This window comes from Halomonas sp. 113, assembly GCF_904067645.1.
In the GTDB taxonomy this organism is placed as follows: domain Bacteria; phylum Pseudomonadota; class Gammaproteobacteria; order Pseudomonadales; family Halomonadaceae; genus Vreelandella; species Vreelandella titanicae.
This window is the reverse complement of the sequence record NZ_LR881453.1, coordinates 5418495-5439367: the sequence shown is the minus strand read 5'-3', so window position 1 is coordinate 5439367 and position 20873 is coordinate 5418495. Positions and strand designations below refer to the sequence as shown.

Below are 20873 nucleotides of genomic sequence, written 5' to 3'. Positions count from 1 at the left end.
CGCTGGCTTTCGTAAAAGCACTAACTACCTGACAAACCGAAGCTTTTACACTTCATTCACCGCTGGTAACGCTTGGCGTCCCCGGCAGCGGATGCGTACTTTACGGATTCGCTGACGGGTTGGCAAGCGGTTTTGTAGAAAAATTACAGATTGTCCGCCATGCGTGAATGAAAGCCCTTCGGCACTACCCTCATTGGCGGTTACACTAGCGCTATCTACCACCTTACTGAGGTCCGCCATGAGCCACCACCTGCTAACTGTCGACTCATTAAACCGCGAAAGCGTTGATCATTTACTGCGTGTGGCTGCACGCATGGAGCCGATTGCTCAGCGGCGCCAAGTAACGCGGGTGTTAGAAGGAGCAGTACTGGGTAATCTTTTTTTTGAAGCAAGCACCAGGACAAGGGTGAGTTTCAATGCCGCTTTCTGCCGCTTAGGCGGCAGCGTGTGCGATACCACCGGCTTTACCTTTTCCTCTATGGCCAAGGGAGAATCGCTATACGATACCAGCCGGGTAATGAGCGGTTATTGTGATGCGATTGTAATGCGTCACCCCGACCAGGGCTCGGTGGCTGAGTTTGCCGCGGCGACCAATGTGCCGGTAATTAATGGCGGCGATGGCCCAGGGGAGCATCCCAGCCAAGCGCTGCTTGACCTCTATACCATTGATAAGGAGTTTCAGCGACTGGGCAAATCACTCAGTGGCGCCCACATTCTTCTCACTGGCGATTTAAAATTCGGCCGTACTGTCCATTCACTGATTAAGCTCCTGTCACTCTATGACCCGCTGCGTATTACCCTGGTATCACCGCCGGGTCTTGAGATGCCTTCCAAGCTCATTGACTTAGTGGCGTCTCGCGGTCACCGCATTGAGCAGCGCGACTCACTGGCCACCGACTTTGCAGATTTAGATGTGGTGTACACCACGCGCATCCAAAAAGAGCGCTTCACCGACGAAATGAATGAGAGCTTTCAGGGGTTATCCGATGACTTTATGGTCAATCGCGACTTCTTGGATCACCGCTGCAGTCAAAGCACGATTGTGATGCACCCGCTGCCGAGAGATAGCCGACCCGGCGCGAATGATTTAAATGTGGATCTTAATGGCGACCCACGTCTGGCGATTTTCCGACAAACCGATAACGGCATTCCTATGCGGATGGCGATTTTCGCAACGTTGTTAGATGTCGACAAATTGATCGAGCAAGATTTGCGCCCTGTGCGCTGGTACGTTCCAAGCCAAACGGGCACGCTGGATCGTTAAAGCTCAAGAACTTAAGAAGAGAATTTAAAGATAGCGGTTATAGGGATAGACGCCCGCCAGGTAAACCTTCCTGGTGGGCAAACCAGCCTTCAAGAATAAGAATAGCCGCAATACCATCGACACTATCTTGACGATAGTTACCTTTATGGCCTGCCTCGCGAGCGATTATTTTCGCTTCCCGCGTGGTGCCTCGCTCATCAACCATTTCACATGGCTTGCCAAAACGGCCATGCAGACGATTACCAAACTTACGAGCGCGAGCGCTCATCTCTGACTCGCTACCATCCATATTCAGCGGTAACCCCACCACTAGCAGATCCGGCTGCCACTCGTTAAGTAGCCGTGAAACGACATTCCAGTCGGGAATCCCATCCCGTGCCGTCAAGGGAGTCAACTCCCGAGCGCTGTGCAGTAGCTCGTTGCCTACCGCCACACCGATACGCCGGGTGCCATAGTCAAAGGCCAGGATTAAGCGTTGCCCCGCCTCGGCCATCAGGCGTGCCCCGCGTCTCGGGTCATTAAATTAAGATCAATACCTAACAAACCAGCCGCCGCGGTTAAACGCTCGATAGGTGGGGTATTGAAGAGCACGTTGCTCTCGGCTTCTACCGTTAGCCAGCTGTTCTCCTTCAACTCCTCTTCCAATTGCCCGACTTCCCAGCCCGCGCAGCCTAAGCAGACTAAAAAGTGCTCTGGCCCCTCGCCAGCGGCAAAGGCCTGAAGAATATCCAGCGAGGTGGTCAGCGCAATACCGTCCTCCACCTGGATACTCGAGTCCCACTGCTGGCTATCGCCGACATGCAGAATGAAGCCACGGTCTTTATGCATAGGCCCGCCATAATAAACCGGCGCATTACGATGTGGGCTTGTTTCACCGCCTAATTCCAGCTGATCAAACAGCGCCTCAAGCGTGATCTCTAACGGTCGGTTAGTAATCACCCCCATGCAGCCGTTGTTATCGTGATCGCAAAGATAGATCAGACTACCGGCAAAATTAGGATCTTCTAAATGCGGCATAGCCATTAGAAAGTGATGTTTCAAACTTTGCATGCGTCTCCCACTGCCTGCTGGCATCTCAGCAGACATAGCGTAATAAGTGTCATTATAAGAGTGAAGCCGTGCCTAGGCTAAGCGGCGCTCGATGGCATCCAGCAGTAAACCGGCAATATTGGTGCCCCGCTGATCATCAATTTCACGCACACAGGTGGGGCTGGTGACGTTGATTTCAGTAATATAGTCACCGATGACATCGAGGCCGACAAACATTAAGCCTTTGTCCCGAATCATGGGCTGTACCTGCTGAATTAGCCAGCGATCACGATCAGTAAGCTCGCGACTCACGCCCCGCCCTCCGGCAGCTAGATTGCCACGAGTCTCGCCCGCAGAGGGTATACGCGCCAGTCCAAAAGGAACGGGCTCACCATCGACTAACAGAATACGCGTATCGCCATTCTTAATTTCCGGCAGGTAGCGCTGAGCCATAATTTGCCGCTGCCCGCGCAAGGTAAGCTGCTCAATGACCGCGCCGATATTACGGCCTTCCGGGCCAATATGAAAAATGCCGGTACCGCCCATGCCATCCAGTGGCTTGAAGATTACATCGCCGTGCTCCGCATGGAAGGCGCGCAGTACATCGTCGCGGCTGGCCACAAGCGTCGGCGCGCAGCACTGAGGAAACTGTTGCGCAAACAGCTTTTCATTACACTGCAACAGCGCTGCCGTGGGGTTAACCACCAGCACACCCTCACGCTCAGCAAAACCTAATAAATGCACGGCGTTAGTGAAATCGGCATCGACGGGCGGATCTTTACGCATCAACACCACATCCAGCTCAACCATTGGACGCGCAGAGGGCTCGCCCAGGTCGTACCAGTGGTTCGGATCACGATGCACCGTTAACGGCCGCATACGTGCGTAGGCTTGCCCTGCATTCAAGAAAAGGTCTTCCTGCTCCATATAGTGCAGGGTATAACCGCGCTCCTGGGCGGCCCATAGCATGGCCATGGTGGTGTCTTTCTTGTAAGCGATGTCGCTGATGGGATCCATCACAACGCCGAGATGCAGATTTGATTGGCTCATCGGGGGCACTATCCAAACATGAACAATAGAGGCCCAGTATGCCGTACTGCCCGCTAGGCTCCAACTGCCCCAGCTAACTACTCGCCGAGCGCGCTAGGCACTATGCGAATAGCATTAGGCTCCAGAGTGATTAACTGCTGCTTATAAAGCCGCCCAATGGCTTGTTTATAAGCACTTTTACTCACCCCTAAGCGTGCTTTAACTTCATGGGCAGGGCTTTTATCCCCGAGTGCCAAATAGCCGCCGCTTTCACGTAGCGCCTGCATAATTTTGTCACCGACTACATCTAAACGCGCAGCGCCTGGCGGTAGCAGCGAGATATTGAGGCGGCCATCTTCACGACGCTGCTTCACATAGCCTTTAACGGATTGGCCACGGCGCAATGGCTGAGTGACGTCGTCCTGGTAAATTAGCCCCCAGTAGCGGTGATTCACCGCCACCTTCATCCCCAGGTCAGTTCGCTCCGCCACCACTACGGCGACTTCGTCGCCCTTTTCCATGGCCCAGGCGTCATCGGTCAAAAAACGATCCAGCTTCATCGACGCCACTGGCCGCCCCTGGTCGTCGCTGTACAGCATAACCAGAACACGTTTACCGGGATCAGGGCGAAAATGCTGCTCGCTAAACGGTAGCAACACATCTTTTGGCTGCCCCCACTGCAAAAACGCGCCGATGTTATTGACGGCCGTAACCGTTAGGTACGCCACTTCTCCCAACTGGGCGGCTGCATCGCTGGCGGATCGGGGGGATGAGTATGACTCACGCACCATGGGTAACGTCCTTCAAGAAAATAGACCAACATTATGGTGCCTGACACCCACAGGGCAAAGCGAGATAGCATTTTTTAGTGGTTGAAAGCATGTCTGCCGCCTGAAAAAGCAAACACCACACAACCTGCTACTCTCAAAACACTAGACAAAATTAGGCGTAGAGGAGCGAACATGGAAGGGTTCACGCTTTTTGATACGGTAGTTTTGATTGGTTACATCAGCTTAATCGCCTGGATTGGTTCACGCTTCGGCAAAGATCAGCATAACCCCGAAGACTATTTTCTAGGCGGTCGCAAAATCCCCGGCTGGGCCATCGGTCTTTCGGTCATGGCAACCCAAGCCAGCGCGATCACCTTTATCGGGGCGCCGGGCTGGGGCTTCGAGGGAGGCCTTGAACGCCTGGTGACGTTTATCAATGTGCCCTTGGCCATGATCGTGTTGATTTTGGTGCTGGTACCTATTTTCCACCGCGCGGGCATCTATAGTATCTACGAACTGCTGGAGCGTCGTTTCGGCCCAGCGACGCGTACCCTTACCGCCCTGCTGTTTCTGATTGCCCGCGGCCTAGCCACTGGCGTGGTGCTCTATGCGCCAGCGCTCGTGCTTGCGGTGGTGACCGGTTGGAGCGTGAACCTCACCATTATCATTATGGCGGTACTGGCGATCAGCTATACCGTGCTGGGCGGTATCAGCGCGGTGATCTGGACTGACGTGGTGCAAATGTTCGTGCTCTGGCTTGGCGCGCTGTTAAGCATCTTCTTTTTAGTGACCAGCCTGCCTGGCGGTTGGGGCGATGTCTTCGAGTTTGGCGCGGCCAGCGGGATGTTCAACGCCATCGATTTGTCCTTCGACCCCAGCGTGACCTACTCGCTATGGGCCGGACTGTTCGGTGGCTTTTTCCTGCATGTGGCCTACTTCGGCACCGACCAGAGCCAAATCCAGCGAGTGCTCTCAAGCCCATCAGTGCTCGATGCTCAGCGCTCGCTGCTGATTGGCGGCTACCTGCTGATTCCGCAGATGCTGCTGTTTCTATTTATTGGCGTCATTTTGGCCACCTATTACCAGCAGCATGGGCTAACACCACCCGAGGATCTCAATGAGCTGCTGCCCCGCTATGTCGTCAGTGCCTTTCCCTCAGGCATGGCGGGACTAGTCATTGCCGGAGTGTTTGCCGCGGCGATGTCGAGCCTCGACTCGGCGCTCAACTCGCTTTCGGCGGTAACCGTGCGGGATTTTTATAGTCGCTATATCAACCCCAATGCCAGCGATGCTCATTATCTGAAAGCATCACGCATGGCCACCATTTTCTGGGGGCTTTATGCCACCCTGTTTGCTTTCTTCGCCGGTAATCTTGGCCCTGTGATCGAGGCGGTCAACCAAATCGGCTCGTGGTTTTATGGGGCGCTACTAGGTACCTTCCTATTGGCTATTTTTAGCCACCGCTCCAACGCACGAGGAGCGATGGCCGGACTGATTGCCGGTATGCTCTCCGTATGGGCTGTCTCTGCGCTCCTCGATATCTCGTGGCTGTATAACAACACGGTGGGGGTAGTGGTTTCGATGAGCGTTGGCTACCTCGTTAGCCTAACAGCGCCCGCCCCCAGCCAAGATCAGCTAAGCGATGTGATGATGGCCGAAGCCGCGCCGGATATGCAGGCCGTATTGGCCGCGAGAGCCGATAACGCCCAGGTGATTGGTCAAGAGGCACGGTTGACGCGCCGTCGCTGTATCGGCCTATTCGCTTGGTTTTGTCTCATACTGGGCATGCTAGCGCTGCTGCAGGGGTGGGCAAATGGCTGAACGCTTAACACTTGCGCGGCGGATTGAAGAAGATACTGCTAAACGGTGCTTACAGCGACTTGGCGCGACGGCTTGCGAACCTGCCTGGGTTGGCCTCTGGGCGACCGCACTTGGCCTGCCTAATGGCACGCCGGGGGCTTGGCTACTGTGTGCTAAGGAAATGCGCCGCGCACTGCTATTAGTGGGTGCCGAACTACCCACCCAGGTCGAAGAACCCAGCTCAGCACTTAACATTGATAGCGGTTTACCGCCAACGCCAGAAGCACTGAACCGGCTGTGGCTATGGGAGCGTATGGCGACACCACGTCACTGGCGAATCCAGGTGCTGGGTAGCACCCCGACGCCGATATGGCTGCCTTGCTGGCTGGGCTATGCGCGCGGCCGGCAACACCGCTTGCTGGTGATCAGTGGGCTATCAGGTGAACCGCTGCCGATGCTTAAACCCATCGTGCTTAAGGGCCTTCAGCAGGCATATCGAAATGGGCCGGAATCAGAGACAAAGCGTTCAGAGGCAAGCGAACGAAGGGAAAAAGCAGTTTGATAAGGCCTTGGCAGGTAGTAAGTACTTACAAATCGCCAAAGTAGTGCTGCAGCAACGAAAGCGCCACCACCGGTGCCGTCTCCGTACGCAAAACCCGTGGGCCGAGAGTCAGCGGCGTAAAGTCAGCGGTTTGGGCAGCGGCGATATCACTCTCGCTTAAACCGCCTTCAGGGCCGATAAGCAGCGCTACCGAAGCCGGTCGGTCTTGGCGATCAAACGCATTGCCGGTCGCTAGATGCAGCATCAAGCGCAGCGGCTCTTGGCGCTCTTCAAGCCATGCTGATAACGGCATCGGTGAATTCACTTGGGGCACCACCGCACGGCCACTCTGCTCGCAGGCGCTGGCAGCCACTGCCTGCCAGTGGGCTAGCTTTTTATCTTCACGGTCGCCCTTTAAGCGCACATCACCGCGCTCGGTATACAGCGGAGTAATCGCCGCAACGCCCAACTCGACGGCCTTCTGGATGGCATAATCCATTCGGTCGCCTTTAGAGATGGCCTGGCCTAAATGGACAGACAGCGGCGATTCACCACTGCCCGACCATACCGCTTCGACCCGCACGAGCGCCTGCTTGCGGCTAACGTCCGCCAAGCGCACCCCCGCCTCAAGACCTTGGCCGTCAAATAGCACCAACGGTGCACCTTCGCCCATGCGCAACACGCGGGTGATGTGGCGCGCCGGGCCATCAGGCAATGCAAGTTCTCTGCCTGCTACGAAAGCAGCAGGCACATAGAGACGTGGCATTTTGCCATGCAGGGCGTACCAATCAGCGGCGTGCGTTTCTGACATGGCTTTTGGCATCGCTTAGTGAGTGTTTTCGGCGGCTTGCTTAGCTTCGCGCTGCTTACGCTGAGCGTACATCGCTTCGAAGTTAACCGGTGCCAGCATCAGTGGCGGGAAACCACCACGGTTGACCAGGTTATCCACGCACTCGCGGGCGTAGGGGAACAGCAGGTTAGGGCAGAAGGCACCTAAGGTCTGATCCAACTGCGCACCTTCAATACCGGCAATACGGAAAAGGCCCGCCTGTTCTACTTCCGCCAGGAAAGAGGTGGTACCGGTTTCGTTGTCGTTCACCTGGGCAGTGACTTTGACCACCACTTCATACTGGTCATCAGCAATTTTAGTGCTGGTAGTATTAAGATCCAGGTTCACCTTAGGTTTGAACGCCTGCTTAAACACCGAGGGCGAATTGGGCGCTTCAAACGAAATATCTTTTACATAAATACGCTGCAGCGAGAATTTGAGCTGCGGTTTTTCGTCCGCCGCGGCACCAGCCTGCGGGGTGTTGTTATCTTCCGCCATGAGAAAACTCCTGATTGTTCATTAAATAAAGGTAGCGTTGCTTACTTTTTAACCACCGGAAGGCCGTCGCCTTGCCACTGCGCCATACCGCCTCTCAACTTGTAAGCACGCTCAAAGCCTGCTTTGGTGAGCTTGGCCTGTGCGGCGCCAGAACTCTGACCGTGCTTGCAAACCACGATGACCGGCTGGGCTTTTACTTTATCCAGTTCGCTCATGCGGCTATCGAGGTTGCTCTGCGGAATGTTGCGCGCCCCCGCGATATGCCCGGCTTTGAAGTCTTTGTTTTCACGGATATCCAGCACCACCGCGTCTTCGCGGTTGATAAGCTGAGTGGCCTGCGAGGCAGTCAGTGCATTCGTGGCGGCGCTGCGCGTTTCATAAATAATCCACGCTATCAGCACCAGCAAAAATGCCCCAACTAGCAGGGGGTGGTTCTGTACGAATTCGAACACCTGATCGATCATCGCGAACACAATCTCTTGGTCTATGCAGAAAAAAGCGGCCTAACCGCTGCCAAAACGCGACAAGTATACACGTCAGATAGCTTCCCGCGCAGGCCAGGAGGTTGTACGGCTTGGCCGATCGTCGCGAGAAGCACGGATTCTGATCCAAATTTATCGATCGATTGAGGCGAATAGCGCGCTATTTAACGAAATCGATCGACTAAAGTTGGCCAAAATACCGGGATTCGCAGTAGATCAGTGTTAAGCCGGACAGGCTCCTAAATCATGACGCCTGGCAGTTGCCTGCGTTATGATGCCCCAAGCGTGCGCCTGTCGCGACCCCGAATTTTCGAGTCGTTCGGCTTGCCAATCTTAACGAGGTTTTTTTATGGATACTTCTCGCACCCCGCGCCCCGTGGCGCTGATTATTCTCGACGGCTACGGCCACAACCCCGAGAGCGACCATAATGCGGTGGCCGCTGCCCATACGCCGACAATGGATAAACTGTGGGAAAGCCGCCCTCACGCCTTCGTTCACACCGATGGCCTTAACGTGGGGCTCCCCGAAGGTCAGATGGGCAACTCTGAAGTTGGCCATATGAATATTGGTGCCGGACGTATCGTTTATCAGGACTTTACCCGTATCAGCAAGGCGATTGAAGACGGTGACCTGGATGTTAATGACAACCTCACCCAGCCGATTGACGAAGCTGTCGCCAATGGCCGGCCGGTACACTTGATTGGCCTGCTCTCCCCCGGTGGTGTCCACAGCCATGAAGACCACTTCATTGCCATGGCCGAACTTGCGGCACGCCGTGGGGCGCAGCGTATTTTTATTCATGCCTTTCTCGATGGTCGTGACATGCCACCGCAAAGTGCGTTGGCCTCAATAGAGCGCGCCAATGCTCGCCTGGCCGAGCTGGTGGGCGCTGACAATGGCTTTGTCGCCTCGATTATTGGCCGTTTCTACGCCATGGATCGCGACAACCGCTGGGAGCGCGTCGAGCAGGCCTACCGTCTGCTTACCGATGGCCAAGCAGAGTACTACGCCACCAGCGCTGAAACCGCACTGCGTGACGCCTATCAGCGCGGTGAAACCGACGAATTCGTATCGGCTAGCAGCATACCGCTCAAAGATGGTTCCAAAGAAAATGCAATTACTTTGCAGGATGGCGATGCAGCAATTTTCCTTAACTTCCGCTCCGACCGCGCCCGTGAGTTAACTCGTGCCTTTGCCGAGCCGGATTTCAACGGTTTCGAGCGGCGGGCATGCCCTAAGCTTGCCGGTAAAGGGCTGGTAATGATGACCCAGTACGCCGCTGACATTCCTGCGCCATCCGCCTTCCCGCCATCTGATCTTAATGACACTCTGGGGGAGGTCGTCGCCAAGCGTGGCTTGAAGCAGCTGCGTATTGCCGAAACCGAAAAGTATCCCCACGTGACGTTCTTCTTTTCAGGCGGTAACGAAGCCGAGTACGAAGGCGAAGAGCGCATCCTGGTGCCCTCTCCCCGTGATGTGCGCACCTACGACGAAAAACCTGAAATGAGCGCCTTTGAGATTACCGATAAGCTTGTCGATGCCATTGACGGCGGCAGCTTCGACCTGATCGTTTGTAACTACGCCAACGGCGATATGGTCGGCCACACCGGCGACTTCAATGCGGCGGTAAAAGCCATTGAGACCGTCGATACCTGCGTGGGTCGTGTCGTTGAAGCCATCGAGCGTGCAGGCGGCGCCTGCTTAATTACCGCCGACCACGGTAATGCCGAACAGATGGTTCATCCTGAAACGGGTGCACCACAAACCGCCCACACCACCTTTGTGGTACCGCTTATTTACGTTGGCAAGCGCCCAGCCTCGCTTGAGGAGGGCAAGCTATGCGACCTAGCCCCCACGCTGTTGACCATGATGGATCAGAAACAGCCCGAGGCGATGACGGGTAAAGCACTGATTCATTTCAAGTAATGTCTATTTGGCGCTATTTGGCAATGACCCTCCTGCTGGCGCTAAGTTATGCGCCAGCAGGCTTCGCCCAGCAGGATGAAAGTGCTGCGCGTCGGCAGTTGGATGCAATTGGCCAAGAGATCGAGTCCGTTGCCCAACGCCTCAGCGCCACTGGCGAGGCTCGCGATAGCGCCGAACGTGAGCTCAAGGAAGTCGAAACCAAGCTTGCCGAGACTCATCAGCGCTTAGACACGCTACAAGCTGAGCGCCGCCAGTTGAATGATGAAACGACCCAGCTCCGTCAACATCGTGACCGACTGGAGAGCGAGCGTGCCGACCAATATGCAGCCTTGGGCCAGCAGCTCTCAGCACTTTACCGCCTTGGCCCAACGCCGCAGCTCAAACTGCTGCTTAACCAGGGCGACCCGTCCGAGCTTGATCGTATGCAGGCGTATATGAATCGGCTGACCGAAGCACGCAATCGCCGCTTAAATGCTATCGCCCGCCTCGATACGGCGCTCGCCGATACTCAGGAGGAACTAAGCGAGCGGCAGGCCCGCCTCGATACGCTGGCCGACGAGTTAGAAGAGCAAAGCGCGCTGTTAGCCCAACGCACCACCGAACGGCGAGGCGTTGTTTCCAATCTGGATGACCGCTACGGAAGCGAAGAGGAGCGGCTGGCCGACCTCAATCAGAGCCGCGAAGAGGCCGAAAGGGTACTGCGTAATATCCAGGCGGAGATGGCAAAACTTGCTGAACCCACGCCTACTACGCATATTGTAAGCACCCAAGGTGATTTGCCTTGGCCGGTACAGGGTTCAATCAGCAGCAGTTTTCACCATCGCGACGGCGTGCACTATAACGGTATTGTGATTCAGGCCAGCGCGGGCACCCCGGTCACTGCCGTACACACTGGCCGGGTGGTATTCGCTGACTGGATGCGGGGGTTTGGTAACTTGTTGATTATCGACCACGGTGACCAGATCATGACGCTGCATGCTCACCTGCAACAGTTTAGCGTCAGGCCTGGTCAGCAGGTCAGTCGCGGTGATGAAATTGGTCGCGTAGGTGATAGCGGTGGTCAAACCCGCGCGGCACTCTACTTCGAAGTTCGCCGCGGGGGTGAACCAATTAATCCACAGCGTTGGATTGCGCGTCGCTGACGGGATAAGCTGCATGACTATTGATGTCTCAATGTTCATTTTCAACTAAACACTTTCCACGACAGGGTGCGCGCTATGGCGCCACCTATCGCCCTGCGGAGTCTGCATGACGCTATCAGTTACCGGGGTATCAGCCCCCGCCAAGCGCTTCTTGGCTACCCTGCTCCCGATTGCTTTACTGGCGGCCCCGCTACCGTTGCTCGCCCAGCCAGCCGGTAGTGGTGCGGTGGATGAGCCATCCTACGACCAACTACCCCTGGAAGATATTCAGACCTTCGCCGAGGTGTTTGAACGCATTAAGCGTGCCTACGTTGAGGAGGTCGATGACAGTACGCTGCTGCGCAACGCTATGCGTGGCATGCTGAGCGAGCTAGACCCCCACTCCGCCTACTTGGATGAGGAGGAGTATCAGAGCCTGCGCGAGTCGACTCAGGGCGAATTTGGCGGCATCGGTATCGAAGTGGGCACCGAGAATGGTCAGCTCATGGTGATTACGCCTATCGACGACACCCCCGCTTCCCGCGCGGGGCTACTTTCTCGCGATATTATCGTCGCCATTGATGGCACCCCCACCGACAGCATGTCGCTGCAAGAGGCCGTCACCCTGATGCGCGGTGAGCCGGGCACCGATCTACGCATTAGCGTGCTGCGTTCAGGCGAAGATTCGCCGCGGGAATTTATTCTGACCCGCGAGGTTATTCGCAGCGAAAGCGTTAAACATGAGCTGCTCGAGCCCGGTTATGGCTACCTGCGCGTTAGTCAGTTTCAGGCGCGCACACCGGAACAGGCGCGCGATGCGCTTGAGCTTATGGCTCGCGAACAGCCTTTAGAAGGGTTGATACTCGATTTACGTAATAACCCCGGTGGGGTGCTACAGGCCGCCGTCGGCATTGCCGACCTGTTCCTGGATGAGGGCTTGATCGTGTATACCGAGGGGCGCCTCTCAGATACCGAAATGTCGTTCTCTGCCTCACCCACCACGCCCGCTGCCGATGTGCCGCTGGTCGTGTTGATCAATGGTGGCAGTGCGTCAGCGGCGGAAATCGTCGCCGGGGCGCTGCAGGATCAGCGGCGTGGTGTGATTATGGGCACCGATAGTTTTGGTAAAGGTTCAGTGCAGCAGATTATGCCACTCGGTAATGGCGAAGGACTCAAACTTACCACGGCGCTCTACTACACTCCCAACGGTCGCTCCATTCAGGCCCAAGGCATTGAGCCCGATGTAGACGTTGTGCGTGGTCGCTTGGAAGTCGCCGAGAGCCGCCGGGAGATTCGTGAAGCCGACCTCGAGGGCCACCTAAGCGCTCAGCAGGCGCCACGGGATCGCCAGGAGATGGCCGAGCGACTACTCAATGATTACCAACTCAGCGAGGCGCTTAATCTGCTTAAAGCACTCAACGTAGTCGACCGTCAACGGCGTTGACGGCAACCTGATTTAACGACAGCCCGGTTTAACGACAGCTAAGCGGCAGGCGGCCGCGCTCCCCGGTCGCCTGCCGCATCAATACCCGTTTTAGCGGCACCAACTGGTTCATGCCACTCATTCCCAGGTTACGCGCCAGCGTCAACGCCGGGTCGTGGCTGCCGAACAGTACTTTAAACCCCTTCATCAGCCCCAGCATGGCGCTGTTATCAAAGCGCCGCCGGCGTTCATAGCGCTTCAAGGTGCTTAACTCTCCCCAGGGCGCACCGCGCTGCCAGGCATACACCACCTCTTCTGCCAAGACCGCCGCATCCATAAGGCCTAAATTGACGCCCTGGCCCGCCAGCGGATGAATGCTGTGGGCAGCGTCCCCCACCAATGCGAAATGCGGTTGCACATAGTGACGGGCATGGCGCTGCACTAACGGAAAACGGTGGGCCTTATCGCAGACCGTTACCTCACCTAGGCGATGACCAAATGCTCTCCCCAGTGCCTCCCCAAGCGCTTCGCGGGGCAGTTCACTCAGTTCAGCGGCGTGCTCCGGCGTAGTCGACCATACAATTGAGCAGTAATGGTCATCCCCTTCCACGGTTAACGGCAGAAACGCCAGTGGGCGACCATCAATAAACGCTTGCCGAGCCGCCCCACCATGGGGCTTGGCGCACTTAACGGTGGTTACCACAGCCTCCTGCTGCATATCGTCACTGGCCACCTCAATACCGGCCATTTCGCGTAGCACCGAGTGGGCACCATCTGCGGCGATGATTAACGGCGCATGTAGCTGTCGCCCATCGTCAAGTATCAGCCAGTCGCCACTTGAGGCTTGCTTTGAAGGATATGAGCTTGGGCGCTGCAGCGCCTGTAGGCGAGCGCCAAAAAATGGGGTGACATTGGGATGGTCAACGACCTGGCTATTGAGCGCGGCCAGCGTGACCGCGTTCTCAACGATATGGCCCAGCACCGCGACACCCGCCTCGTCGGCAGAAAAGGCAATTTCACCACTGCCTTCGGCATCCCATACCTGCATGCCTTGGTAAGGAGTCACTCGGGTTTTCTGCATCGCAGGCCAAGCGCCCAATTGGGTTAGCAAACGCTGAGAGACCGGCGTTAACGCGCTAACCCGCGGGGCTGGCAGCACGCTAGTAGCATCTTCAAGGCTTAACGGCGCGGGCTTTGCCTCAACAAGCGCTACCTGCATGCCTGCCTGGGCTAACAGCGCGCAGAGCGCGGTACCGACCATACCACCGCCAACAATAATCGCTTCAAAGCTTTCCACCGACGGCTTCGCAATAGATGAGTCCGTATGCATAGCGTTCCCTTGTTCGTGGGCTAGGATGTATAAGCTTAACGTTCTAAGCCCATGGCGCGGCGAGCCAGCCCTCGCCGCAAGGGCCCAACCAGATTCAAACCTATTAACCCCGCGGCCCGAGCATGGGGCAGCAGCGGGAAGGAGAGCCCGAACAGCCGCACCAGCCCGTCGCTAAAGCGAATCACATTGGCGCGGTCTCGGGAGCGCTGCTTTTCAAAGGCTTGCAGCGTACTCATATCGCCCAACGGCCGCTTGGCCTGCTCACCCTGCTCCAGGGCCTCGACAAGATCCATTACCCCACGCAGGGCTAAGTTGAACCCCTGCCCCGCGACCGGGTGCAAGGCATGAGCAGCGTTACCCAATACCGCCAGCCCTGGACGCACCGGTTCTTCAGCGGTGACCAGTGAAAGCGGATAGGCGTGTCGGGTGCCTACCTGGGTAAAGCGACCCACTCGATCACCAAAGGCACGTTGAAGTTGCAACAGAAATTCACGCTCGGGAAGCGCCATACGCGCTGTTTCACTGCCAGTGGGGTGCGTCCAGATCAACTCCATGGCCTGGCCGGGGAGCGGCAACAGCGCCATTGGTCCTTGGGAGGTAAAGCGCTCATAAGCGACGCCCATGTGGGGCTGGCTTACCCCCACGTGGGCGATCAGCGCCGTCTGTTGGTAAGACTCATGGCGGCTGCCAATGCCTAACTGCTCTTTAAGACCAGAGCGTCCCCCATCTGCCAATACCGTTAGTCCTGCCGTCAACTGGCTACCGTCTGAGAGCTGCAGATCATGCCCATTAGCCACGGGAGTAAGTTGCTCAACCTTCGCCGGGCAGTGCCACTCCAGCGGTAGTTGGGCAAGCCGTTGGTGCAGCACACGTCCCATCCACGCATTGGGGATGACATGCCCCAGCGCGGCGACACCCAGCTCGTCAGCACTCAGCCGTGTCGCTCCTAAGCGGCCGCGCTCACTGATGTGAATGCGTTTGATAGGCGTGGCCTCACTCCGCATCGCTTCCCACACACCCAGCTGCTGGAAGCGTTGGGCTGAACCTTCTGCAATCGCACTGGCCCGGGCATCAAAACTGGGCTGCCAAGTCGTTTCCTGTGGCTGAACAGCCATCGGAGCCGACTCAATGATCGCCACGCGCCAGCCATAGCGCTCAATCAGCGGCGCCAGGGCGCAGCCTAAGCTGGCGCCTACCAGCCCCCCGCCCACAATTACAATGTCATGCGTCGGCATTCCCTTAACCGCCTGATTAGACTGCTGCATTGGCTTCTCCCGGCCACGACGCCACTTCATAAAGAGGTAATAATAATTTCGTAACGTAATTTACATAAAGGCCACTGAAGACATTGAGAGCTGGTTACTTTTTAGCCATCAATACCTCAATTTCGTCGACCTGTTTAGGCACGTCTGCGGTCAGCACTTCATGACCTTCGTTAGTGACGACCACATTGTCTTCAATACGAATACCAATACCCTGGTAGGCGTCAGGAATATCGTCATCGCTAGGGATATACAGGCCAGGCTCCACGGTGAGCACCATGCCTGCGACCAGTGGCCGAGGTGTTTGCTCATTCAGCCGGTAGGTACCGACATCGTGTACGTCCAGCCCCAACCAGTGTGACGTTGAGTGCAGGTAAAAGCGTCGATAACTCTCGTCATCGATACGCGCCTGTACATCACCTTCCAGCAGACCAAGCTCAATCAGCCCAGCAGTTAGGTCATGCACCACGCCCTGGTGTATATCAGCAAGGGTGGCCCCCGGCTGAACCGCACTCACAGCGCGCTGCTGGGCATCGAGTACGACCTGGTAGAGCGCCCGCTGGGCATCATTAAACCGCCCGGAGACCGGGAATGTGCGGGTGATATCACCAGCATATAACTCAAACTCGGCCCCCGCATCGATAAGCACCAAGCCGTCTTCACACAGCGGTGCGCTGTTTTCAATATAGTGCAGTACGCAGGCGTTGGCACCGCTACCTACAATCGTACTGTAGGCAGGGCCACTGGCCCCATGCCAGACAAACTCATGCTCTAACTCGGCCTGGAGCTGAAATTCGCTCAGCCCTGGGCGCGCCACCTGCATGGCGCGCCGGTGAGCATGGGCAGATATCAGCGCCGCATGTCTGAGCAGGGCAATTTCAGCATCGCTTTTGATTAGCCGCATGGCGTGAACCAACGGGTTGATATCCAGCCAACCTTTTAGCGGTGGCCGACCGCGTCTAAGCCCGACCAGGGCTTCATGTAAAGCATCTTCAGCCATGCTGACAGCTTCAGCATTGTCTAGCGGCAGATAAAGTAGCTCACGACCTGCCAACAGTTCAGGTAGCCGCTCATCACGTACTGCGTTTTCAAACGCCTGATCGATGCCGTAATCAGCGACCACGCCTTCGGCACCCAAACGGCGCCCTGTCCAGGCTTCCATGGTGGGGTCGCGATCCTGACAGAACACCACGCTTTCACCTTCAGCGCGTCCTGGTAGCAGCAACAGCAGTGCATCTGGTTCGTGTATGCCCGTCAGGTAGTAAAAATCGCTGTTCTGACGGAAGGCAAATTCACTATCCCGTGAACGGGTCATCAGTCCGGCACCGGGGAGCACCACCGCTGCGTTATCCGGCAGCTGGGCCATTAAGGCGTCACGGCGGTGGCGGTACTCGCCCATACTGATCGCAGGGGGGCGAGGTAACAACGTAGGCAACACAGGGTCGGACAGCATAGCGGCTCCTATCTAGGCAACGGGATTAGTGAACGGGTGCGTCAGTTTGCTCGACTTGCGGCATACCGGGGTGCTGCTCGGTATACAGCAGCATAGCGGCCATGCGGGCATGCTCGGTAAGCGCAAACAGATCGTTTTCGTTTTCGGGGCTGTCGTCGATATCGGTATCTATCCGACCCAGCGCCTGCAAGTCATCAATCGCCTCACGGAGCGCCTGAGACCAACGCTCGCGCAGCTCGTTGTCGGCCACTTCATCGACCACCTCAATAAAGCCCAGCGTCCACTCTTTAAGACCCTGCGCCTGCTCGCCCAGGGAGAACAGCTCGTCGGGTAGCAGTGGGGTATAGTCCAGGTCGCTGGCGCTAAGCGCCTCTACGGTTTGCCGCCGCCAGCCTAATAGCCGCTCGGCACTTGCCTGATCGCGGGGCTGCTCAACACCAAGGCTCTGGCAGACTTCGTCCAACCAAGCCTCTGCATTCACATCGCGTAACGCCAGCAGCGCACATAAGCGGCCATCCAAAAACGCCGGCGACTGCATGCTGCCATGGAGAAGAAAGACATCTGCGACATCGGAGAAGTCCTGACGCTCATCAATCAATGACATAGTATTTAATAACCTCGTATTTACTGGGCGTGTGGGGGATAGGGTGGCGGCAATGGTACGAGATGCACTCGCCCGCGCGTTGACCGCGCACAAGTGCCTCTCTTATAGTGAGTGACACCTATCTTCCTATGCTGTGATGTTAACGCATTGGGCCCCTTGCTGGCCCGTGCTGGAGTCTTTGATGAGCAACGCCAAGCGGCCAACCAAAGAAATAACCCTATTAGGGCGCGGCTATATCATTGCCTGCGACACGGGCGAAGAAGCCAAACTTGATCGCGCCGCGCGCTACTTAGACCGCGCCATGCAGGGTATCAATGCCCAAAGCAGCGTGCTGGGGAGTGAGCGTGTGGCGATCATGGCGGCCCTCAATATCACCCACGAACTTCTTGAAGCCATGGATGAGCACCGTGCCGGTGAAGAGAGCCTGAACCGTTTAAATGAGCGCCTTGAGCGGGCATTATCCAAAACGCGCCAGTCTTAGGCTTTACCTGAAAGCGCTGTCAACGATCTAAAGACTCGGCGAACGTTTAACCCAGACCTTTGGCATTAGCCGTCGCTCTGTTAGGATGGCGGGGTTCTCTGGGGTGTACGCCAGTCGTTATAGTCCCTCGAGCCTATGCGTAATACCCAGGGGGCCAAATGCTAGCCAGGCCCGTGTGCATGTCCGTGCGTCGGAAAGCCTGACGGTCTGGCTGCGGCCACCCACCTGAACCAGTAGGTTCAGGGCCAGAATGACAGCGGCACTCTGGAGAACACCCAAAGTCTAGGCTATGCGAAAATATAGAGGATAAAAGAATATCTGCATGGAAAGCCTCTATCTGGACGACGATAAGCGCGCGCTCCGCCGCTCTTTACGTCACCAACGCCGAGCCCTTTCTGAGCATGAGCAACGCCTTTCGGCACAGCGCTTGTGCCAACGATTGAAAACCCTGCCTGAAATACGCCGCGCACGGCGCTTAAGTCTTTATCTGCCTGTCAACGGCGAAATCGATCCTACCCCGCTTATTCCCTGGCTACGTCAGCGTAACGTCAATATTTATCTCCCGGTTTTACGTCCGTTTAGCGCTAACCGCCTGTGGTTTGTTGCCTACCGTCCTGACACCCCAATGATAAAAAACCGTTTTGGTATTTGGGAGCCTGACGTGAGATTCAGTGCCCAGCGGCGTAATCGGCTGCCCACTTGGGCGCTAGATACGCTGATTGTGCCGCTAGTCGGATTTGATGCTAATGCAAACCGCATGGGCATGGGGGGTGGATTTTACGACCGCAGCTTAGCGTTCATGCACCGCCCCGGCCCATCGCCTACTTTGATTGGCGTCGCCCATGCCTGCCAACAGGTGGCTTCTCTGCCTGTGGAGCCATGGGATGTGCCTTTACAGGTGGTGGTCAGTGACCAAGGCTACGTTCGCCGGCAATCGCTGTCCTTAAAAACTGGCCATAAAAAAGGGCTGACCCCATAAAGGATCAGCCCCTCTCGTCTGCTATCTGTCACCTTGCGGGGAATTAGCTTCCCGACAACGCCTGCGCATAGCCGGTAGCCAGCACTCCTAATGCAAATACCACCATCAACGCCATTACCATATCAGGCTTCTTCCGCCGCATGCCGCTTCTCCAACACCTTTACCGTTGCCGAATGTGCTAAATCCACCACACTTTACGGTTTCAAAAGGGTGGCAGATTTGCTTAATTTCATTCACGACTATAGGGCTATTAGGCCATCGTTGACAACTAGTTTAGCGACCTTTTTTAGCCTCATTTCTGAGGATTAAGTTACGTTATGTTACTAGCAGCTCTGACGTTAAAGGTAAGCAACCACTTACACACAACTATTTACGCACGTCTTATGCTTACCGCAGGGCAGCGCTAAGCCATAAATAATCGGTAGGCCGGATTATCGCTTTCACGCCAGTAACGGTAGCCGATGGCATCTAAGTACTCTGCCACATGAGTACGGTCACCGTTTGGGACTTGCATTCCCACCAACACTCGGCCGTAGGCAGCGCCATGGTTGCGATAATGAAATAGCGAGATGTTCCAGTCGTGTGGCAACTGCGTCAAAAAGTTCATCAGCGCACCGGGGCGCTCGGGGAACTCAAAACGGTATACCTCTTCTTCGAAACGTTCGCTGGGGCGGCCACCACTTAGGTGACGAATATGCAGTTTCGCCAGCTCATTGTCAGTCAAGTCTTCTACTTGATAGCCACTCTCACGCAGCTTGTCGATCACTGCCTGTCGATCTTCACCGCCGGGCTTAACCTGCACGCCTACATAGATATGCGCTTCACTGCTGTCAGCGTAGCGATAGCTAAACTCGGTCACCATACGCTTGCCTAGCGTGCGGCAAAACTTCTTAAAGCTACCGGGTTTCTCGGCAATGGTCACCGCCAGGATCGCTTCACGCTGCTCGCCTAGTTCCGTGCGCTCGGCAATGTGCTGTAGGCGATCAAAATTGGTATTGGCGCCTGAGTTAATGCACAGCAGCGTCTCGCCTTCGGCACCGGTCTGCTGCACGTATTTTTTTAGCCCTGCCAGCGAGAGCGCGCCAGAGGTTTCCGCCACGGCACGGGTATCTTCAAAAATATCTTTCACCGCTGCACACATTTCATCGGTATTGACGGTGATAACGCCGTCAATCAGATCTTTGATCAACGAAAACGGCACCTCGCCAATTTGTGCCACCGCGACGCCTTCGGCAAATACACCCACTTGCTCGAGCACCACACGCTCACCCGCCTCTAAGGCGGCTTTGAGGCAGGCGCTGTCTTCGGCTTCGACACCGATTACTTTGATATCCGGGCGGAGGTACTTCACATAGGCCGCGACACCGGCGATCAAACCACCGCCGCCAACCGGCACGAAGATGGCGTCTAAGCGCCCAGCGTGTTGGCGCAGAATTTCCACGCCGATGGTGCCTTGACCGGCCACCACATCAATATCGTCAAACGGCGGAATATAGGTGTAACCGTGCTCTTTGATCAGCTCTTGAGCATGCTCGGCTGCAGCAGCGAAGGCATCCCCTTTGAGGATGACCTTGGCGCCCCGGGCGCGCACCGCCTGCACTTTGATATCGGGGGTAATACGCGGCATCACAATGACGGCTTTGACACCCATCAGCTTCGCGGCCATGGCCAGCCCTTGAGCATGGTTACCGGCGGAAGCGGCAATCACGCCTTTATCTTTTTGATCCTGGGTGAGCTGCGCCATTTTGTTATAAGCGCCACGGATTTTGAACGAAAACACCGGCTGTAGATCTTCGCGCTTAATCAAAATCTGGTTGTTGAAACGACGCGACAAAAAGGGTGCAGGGGAAATCGGGGTCTCACAAGCGGCTTCATAAACGCGGGCTTGGAGGATCTTTTTGACGGTTGCTTCGAGCATGCGGGTATCCCAAGGGAAGAACGTGAACGGACAAAGCTTTTATTGGTAGCAGATTACGTATAGCGGCGTCTAGCCGCGTTTCCATCGGCAGGCAACGTTTAGGCCGTTATACTAACGCCACTACCTCTTTTCT

At 56.2% G+C, this 20873-nt stretch carries 21 protein-coding genes and 1 other RNA gene; 9 read left to right on the top strand and 13 right to left on the bottom strand.

The features are described from left to right. Positions 1–45: 45 nt before the first annotated feature. Complete coding sequence (locus YERSI8AC_RS25290; protein WP_041157474.1) at positions 46–240, bottom strand: hypothetical protein; 195 nt, start codon at positions 238–240, stop codon at positions 46–48. On the opposite strand from YERSI8AC_RS25290, the gene YERSI8AC_RS25285 reads away from it, so the two are divergent. After that, positions 239–1264, top strand: a complete 1026-nt coding sequence (locus YERSI8AC_RS25285; RefSeq protein WP_159177875.1) for an aspartate carbamoyltransferase — start codon at positions 239–241, stop codon at positions 1262–1264. The genes YERSI8AC_RS25290 and YERSI8AC_RS25285 overlap by 2 nt on opposite strands. Positions 1265–1301: 37 nt before the next feature. Here the strand turns inward: YERSI8AC_RS25285 and ruvX are convergent, their stop codons facing one another. The 4 genes from ruvX to YERSI8AC_RS25265 form a co-directional block, all read right to left on the bottom strand. Further along, entirely contained in the window at positions 1302–1757 is a 456-nt protein-coding gene (ruvX, locus tag YERSI8AC_RS25280) for a Holliday junction resolvase RuvX (RefSeq protein WP_144810127.1), read from the bottom strand. Further along, entirely contained in the window at positions 1757–2314 is a 558-nt protein-coding gene (locus YERSI8AC_RS25275) for a YqgE/AlgH family protein (RefSeq protein ID WP_159177874.1), read from the bottom strand. The genes ruvX and YERSI8AC_RS25275 overlap by 1 nt, the downstream gene beginning before the upstream one ends. Positions 2315–2386: 72 nt before the next feature. Further along, entirely contained in the window at positions 2387–3343 is a 957-nt protein-coding gene (gene gshB / locus YERSI8AC_RS25270; RefSeq protein ID WP_027958467.1) for a glutathione synthase, read from the bottom strand. 77 nt (positions 3344–3420) lie between these two features. Continuing rightward, the gene (locus YERSI8AC_RS25265) at positions 3421–4113 is read right to left on the bottom strand and encodes a CvfB family protein (protein WP_159177873.1); all 693 of its coding nucleotides are present in this window, start codon (positions 4111–4113) and stop codon (positions 3421–3423) included. Positions 4114–4284: 171 nt separating this feature from the next. Here YERSI8AC_RS25265 and YERSI8AC_RS25260 point away from each other — a divergent pair, with 171 nt between their 5' ends. Both YERSI8AC_RS25260 and YERSI8AC_RS25255 read left to right on the top strand, forming a co-directional pair. Further along, positions 4285–5913 carry a sodium:solute symporter gene (locus YERSI8AC_RS25260; protein WP_159177872.1) on the top strand — a complete coding sequence of 543 codons (1629 nt, stop codon included), beginning with the start codon at positions 4285–4287 and terminating at the stop codon, positions 5911–5913. After that, positions 5906–6454 (top strand): hypothetical protein, encoded by a 549-nt coding sequence (locus YERSI8AC_RS25255; RefSeq protein ID WP_159177871.1) that lies wholly within the window; start codon positions 5906–5908, stop codon positions 6452–6454. The genes YERSI8AC_RS25260 and YERSI8AC_RS25255 overlap by 8 nt, the downstream gene beginning before the upstream one ends. Before the next feature lie 25 nt (positions 6455–6479). Here the strand turns inward: YERSI8AC_RS25255 and YERSI8AC_RS25250 are convergent, their stop codons facing one another. The 3 genes from YERSI8AC_RS25250 to YERSI8AC_RS25240 are packed head-to-tail and all read right to left on the bottom strand — an operon-like array spanning position 6480 to position 8224. Beyond that, a complete protein-coding gene (locus tag YERSI8AC_RS25250) occupies positions 6480–7244 on the bottom strand; it encodes a 16S rRNA (uracil(1498)-N(3))-methyltransferase (RefSeq protein ID WP_414120777.1) in 765 nt (254 codons plus the stop codon). Between the two features lie 15 nt (positions 7245–7259). Continuing rightward, positions 7260–7760 carry a protein-export chaperone SecB gene (gene secB / locus YERSI8AC_RS25245; protein WP_027958471.1) on the bottom strand — a complete coding sequence of 167 codons (501 nt, stop codon included), beginning with the start codon at positions 7758–7760 and terminating at the stop codon, positions 7260–7262. A gap of 41 nt (positions 7761–7801) precedes the next feature. Continuing rightward, positions 7802–8224 carry a rhodanese-like domain-containing protein gene (locus tag YERSI8AC_RS25240; protein ID WP_027958472.1) on the bottom strand — a complete coding sequence of 141 codons (423 nt, stop codon included), beginning with the start codon at positions 8222–8224 and terminating at the stop codon, positions 7802–7804. Positions 8225–8591: 367 nt separating this feature from the next. Here YERSI8AC_RS25240 and gpmI point away from each other — a divergent pair, with 367 nt between their 5' ends. The 3 genes from gpmI to YERSI8AC_RS25225 all read left to right on the top strand — a co-directional run bounded on the left by gpmI (position 8592) and on the right by YERSI8AC_RS25225 (position 12734). Continuing rightward, complete coding sequence (gpmI, locus tag YERSI8AC_RS25235) at positions 8592–10169, top strand: 2,3-bisphosphoglycerate-independent phosphoglycerate mutase (RefSeq protein WP_159177869.1); 1578 nt, start codon at positions 8592–8594, stop codon at positions 10167–10169. 23 nt (positions 10170–10192) lie between these two features. After that, entirely contained in the window at positions 10193–11311 is a 1119-nt protein-coding gene (locus tag YERSI8AC_RS25230) for a murein hydrolase activator EnvC family protein (RefSeq protein ID WP_223828046.1), read from the top strand. Positions 11312–11417: 106 nt separating this feature from the next. Then, positions 11418–12734, top strand: a complete 1317-nt coding sequence (locus tag YERSI8AC_RS25225; protein WP_159177867.1) for a S41 family peptidase — start codon at positions 11418–11420, stop codon at positions 12732–12734. Positions 12735–12762: 28 nt separating this feature from the next. Here the strand turns inward: YERSI8AC_RS25225 and YERSI8AC_RS25220 are convergent, their stop codons facing one another. The 4 genes from YERSI8AC_RS25220 to YERSI8AC_RS25205 form a co-directional block, all read right to left on the bottom strand. Further along, entirely contained in the window at positions 12763–14043 is a 1281-nt protein-coding gene (locus tag YERSI8AC_RS25220; RefSeq protein ID WP_159177866.1) for a UbiH/UbiF/VisC/COQ6 family ubiquinone biosynthesis hydroxylase, read from the bottom strand. Between the two features lie 35 nt (positions 14044–14078). Continuing rightward, complete coding sequence (ubiH, locus tag YERSI8AC_RS25215) at positions 14079–15308, bottom strand: 2-octaprenyl-6-methoxyphenyl hydroxylase (RefSeq protein WP_138800899.1); 1230 nt, start codon at positions 15306–15308, stop codon at positions 14079–14081. Positions 15309–15402: 94 nt separating this feature from the next. Beyond that, on the bottom strand, positions 15403–16743 hold the full coding sequence (gene pepP / locus YERSI8AC_RS25210; protein WP_053857153.1) for a Xaa-Pro aminopeptidase: 1341 nt from the start codon (positions 16741–16743) through the stop codon (positions 15403–15405). Positions 16744–16783: 40 nt separating this feature from the next. Beyond that, on the bottom strand, positions 16784–17362 hold the full coding sequence (locus YERSI8AC_RS25205; RefSeq protein WP_022521010.1) for a UPF0149 family protein: 579 nt from the start codon (positions 17360–17362) through the stop codon (positions 16784–16786). 181 nt (positions 17363–17543) lie between these two features. On the opposite strand from YERSI8AC_RS25205, the gene YERSI8AC_RS25200 reads away from it, so the two are divergent. The 3 genes from YERSI8AC_RS25200 to YERSI8AC_RS25190 all read left to right on the top strand — a co-directional run bounded on the left by YERSI8AC_RS25200 (position 17544) and on the right by YERSI8AC_RS25190 (position 18822). Next, a complete protein-coding gene (locus YERSI8AC_RS25200; RefSeq protein WP_022521011.1) occupies positions 17544–17843 on the top strand; it encodes a cell division protein ZapA in 300 nt (99 codons plus the stop codon). A 92-nt stretch (positions 17844–17935) separates the two neighbouring features. Then, a non-coding RNA gene (gene ssrS / locus YERSI8AC_RS25195) (6S RNA) lies at positions 17936–18118 on the top strand. 47 nt (positions 18119–18165) lie between these two features. After that, complete coding sequence (locus YERSI8AC_RS25190) at positions 18166–18822, top strand: 5-formyltetrahydrofolate cyclo-ligase (RefSeq protein ID WP_159177865.1); 657 nt, start codon at positions 18166–18168, stop codon at positions 18820–18822. Positions 18823–19225: 403 nt separating this feature from the next. On the opposite strand, the gene ilvA is transcribed toward YERSI8AC_RS25190, so the two are convergent. Then, entirely contained in the window at positions 19226–20740 is a 1515-nt protein-coding gene (gene ilvA, locus YERSI8AC_RS25185) for a threonine ammonia-lyase, biosynthetic (protein ID WP_009286372.1), read from the bottom strand. Positions 20741–20873: the final 133 nt, after the last annotated feature.

Excerpts from the sequence above, each read along its gene's own strand:
- YERSI8AC_RS25285 (WP_159177875.1), top strand. The coding sequence starts at position 239 with ATGAGCCACCACCTGCTAACTGTCGACTCATTAAACCGCGAAAGCGTT.
- YERSI8AC_RS25290 (WP_041157474.1), bottom strand. The coding sequence starts at position 240 with ATGGCGGACCTCAGTAAGGTGGTAGATAGCGCTAGTGTAACCGCCAAT.
- ruvX (WP_144810127.1), bottom strand. The coding sequence starts at position 1,757 with ATGGCCGAGGCGGGGCAACGCTTAATCCTGGCCTTTGACTATGGCACC.
- YERSI8AC_RS25275 (WP_159177874.1), bottom strand. The coding sequence starts at position 2,314 with ATGCAAAGTTTGAAACATCACTTTCTAATGGCTATGCCGCATTTAGAA.
- gshB (WP_027958467.1), bottom strand. The coding sequence starts at position 3,343 with ATGAGCCAATCAAATCTGCATCTCGGCGTTGTGATGGATCCCATCAGC.
- YERSI8AC_RS25265 (WP_159177873.1), bottom strand. The coding sequence starts at position 4,113 with ATGGTGCGTGAGTCATACTCATCCCCCCGATCCGCCAGCGATGCAGCC.
- YERSI8AC_RS25260 (WP_159177872.1), top strand. The coding sequence starts at position 4,285 with ATGGAAGGGTTCACGCTTTTTGATACGGTAGTTTTGATTGGTTACATC.
- YERSI8AC_RS25255 (WP_159177871.1), top strand. The coding sequence starts at position 5,906 with ATGGCTGAACGCTTAACACTTGCGCGGCGGATTGAAGAAGATACTGCT.
- YERSI8AC_RS25250 (WP_414120777.1), bottom strand. The coding sequence starts at position 7,244 with ATGTCAGAAACGCACGCCGCTGATTGGTACGCCCTGCATGGCAAAATG.
- secB (WP_027958471.1), bottom strand. The coding sequence starts at position 7,760 with ATGGCGGAAGATAACAACACCCCGCAGGCTGGTGCCGCGGCGGACGAA.
- YERSI8AC_RS25240 (WP_027958472.1), bottom strand. The coding sequence starts at position 8,224 with ATGATCGATCAGGTGTTCGAATTCGTACAGAACCACCCCCTGCTAGTT.
- gpmI (WP_159177869.1), top strand. The coding sequence starts at position 8,592 with ATGGATACTTCTCGCACCCCGCGCCCCGTGGCGCTGATTATTCTCGAC.
- YERSI8AC_RS25230 (WP_223828046.1), top strand. The coding sequence starts at position 10,193 with ATGACCCTCCTGCTGGCGCTAAGTTATGCGCCAGCAGGCTTCGCCCAG.
- YERSI8AC_RS25225 (WP_159177867.1), top strand. The coding sequence starts at position 11,418 with ATGACGCTATCAGTTACCGGGGTATCAGCCCCCGCCAAGCGCTTCTTG.
- YERSI8AC_RS25220 (WP_159177866.1), bottom strand. The coding sequence starts at position 14,043 with ATGCATACGGACTCATCTATTGCGAAGCCGTCGGTGGAAAGCTTTGAA.
- ubiH (WP_138800899.1), bottom strand. The coding sequence starts at position 15,308 with ATGCAGCAGTCTAATCAGGCGGTTAAGGGAATGCCGACGCATGACATT.
- YERSI8AC_RS25205 (WP_022521010.1), bottom strand. The coding sequence starts at position 17,362 with ATGTCATTGATTGATGAGCGTCAGGACTTCTCCGATGTCGCAGATGTC.
- YERSI8AC_RS25200 (WP_022521011.1), top strand. The coding sequence starts at position 17,544 with ATGAGCAACGCCAAGCGGCCAACCAAAGAAATAACCCTATTAGGGCGC.
- YERSI8AC_RS25190 (WP_159177865.1), top strand. The coding sequence starts at position 18,166 with ATGGAAAGCCTCTATCTGGACGACGATAAGCGCGCGCTCCGCCGCTCT.
- ilvA (WP_009286372.1), bottom strand. The coding sequence starts at position 20,740 with ATGCTCGAAGCAACCGTCAAAAAGATCCTCCAAGCCCGCGTTTATGAA.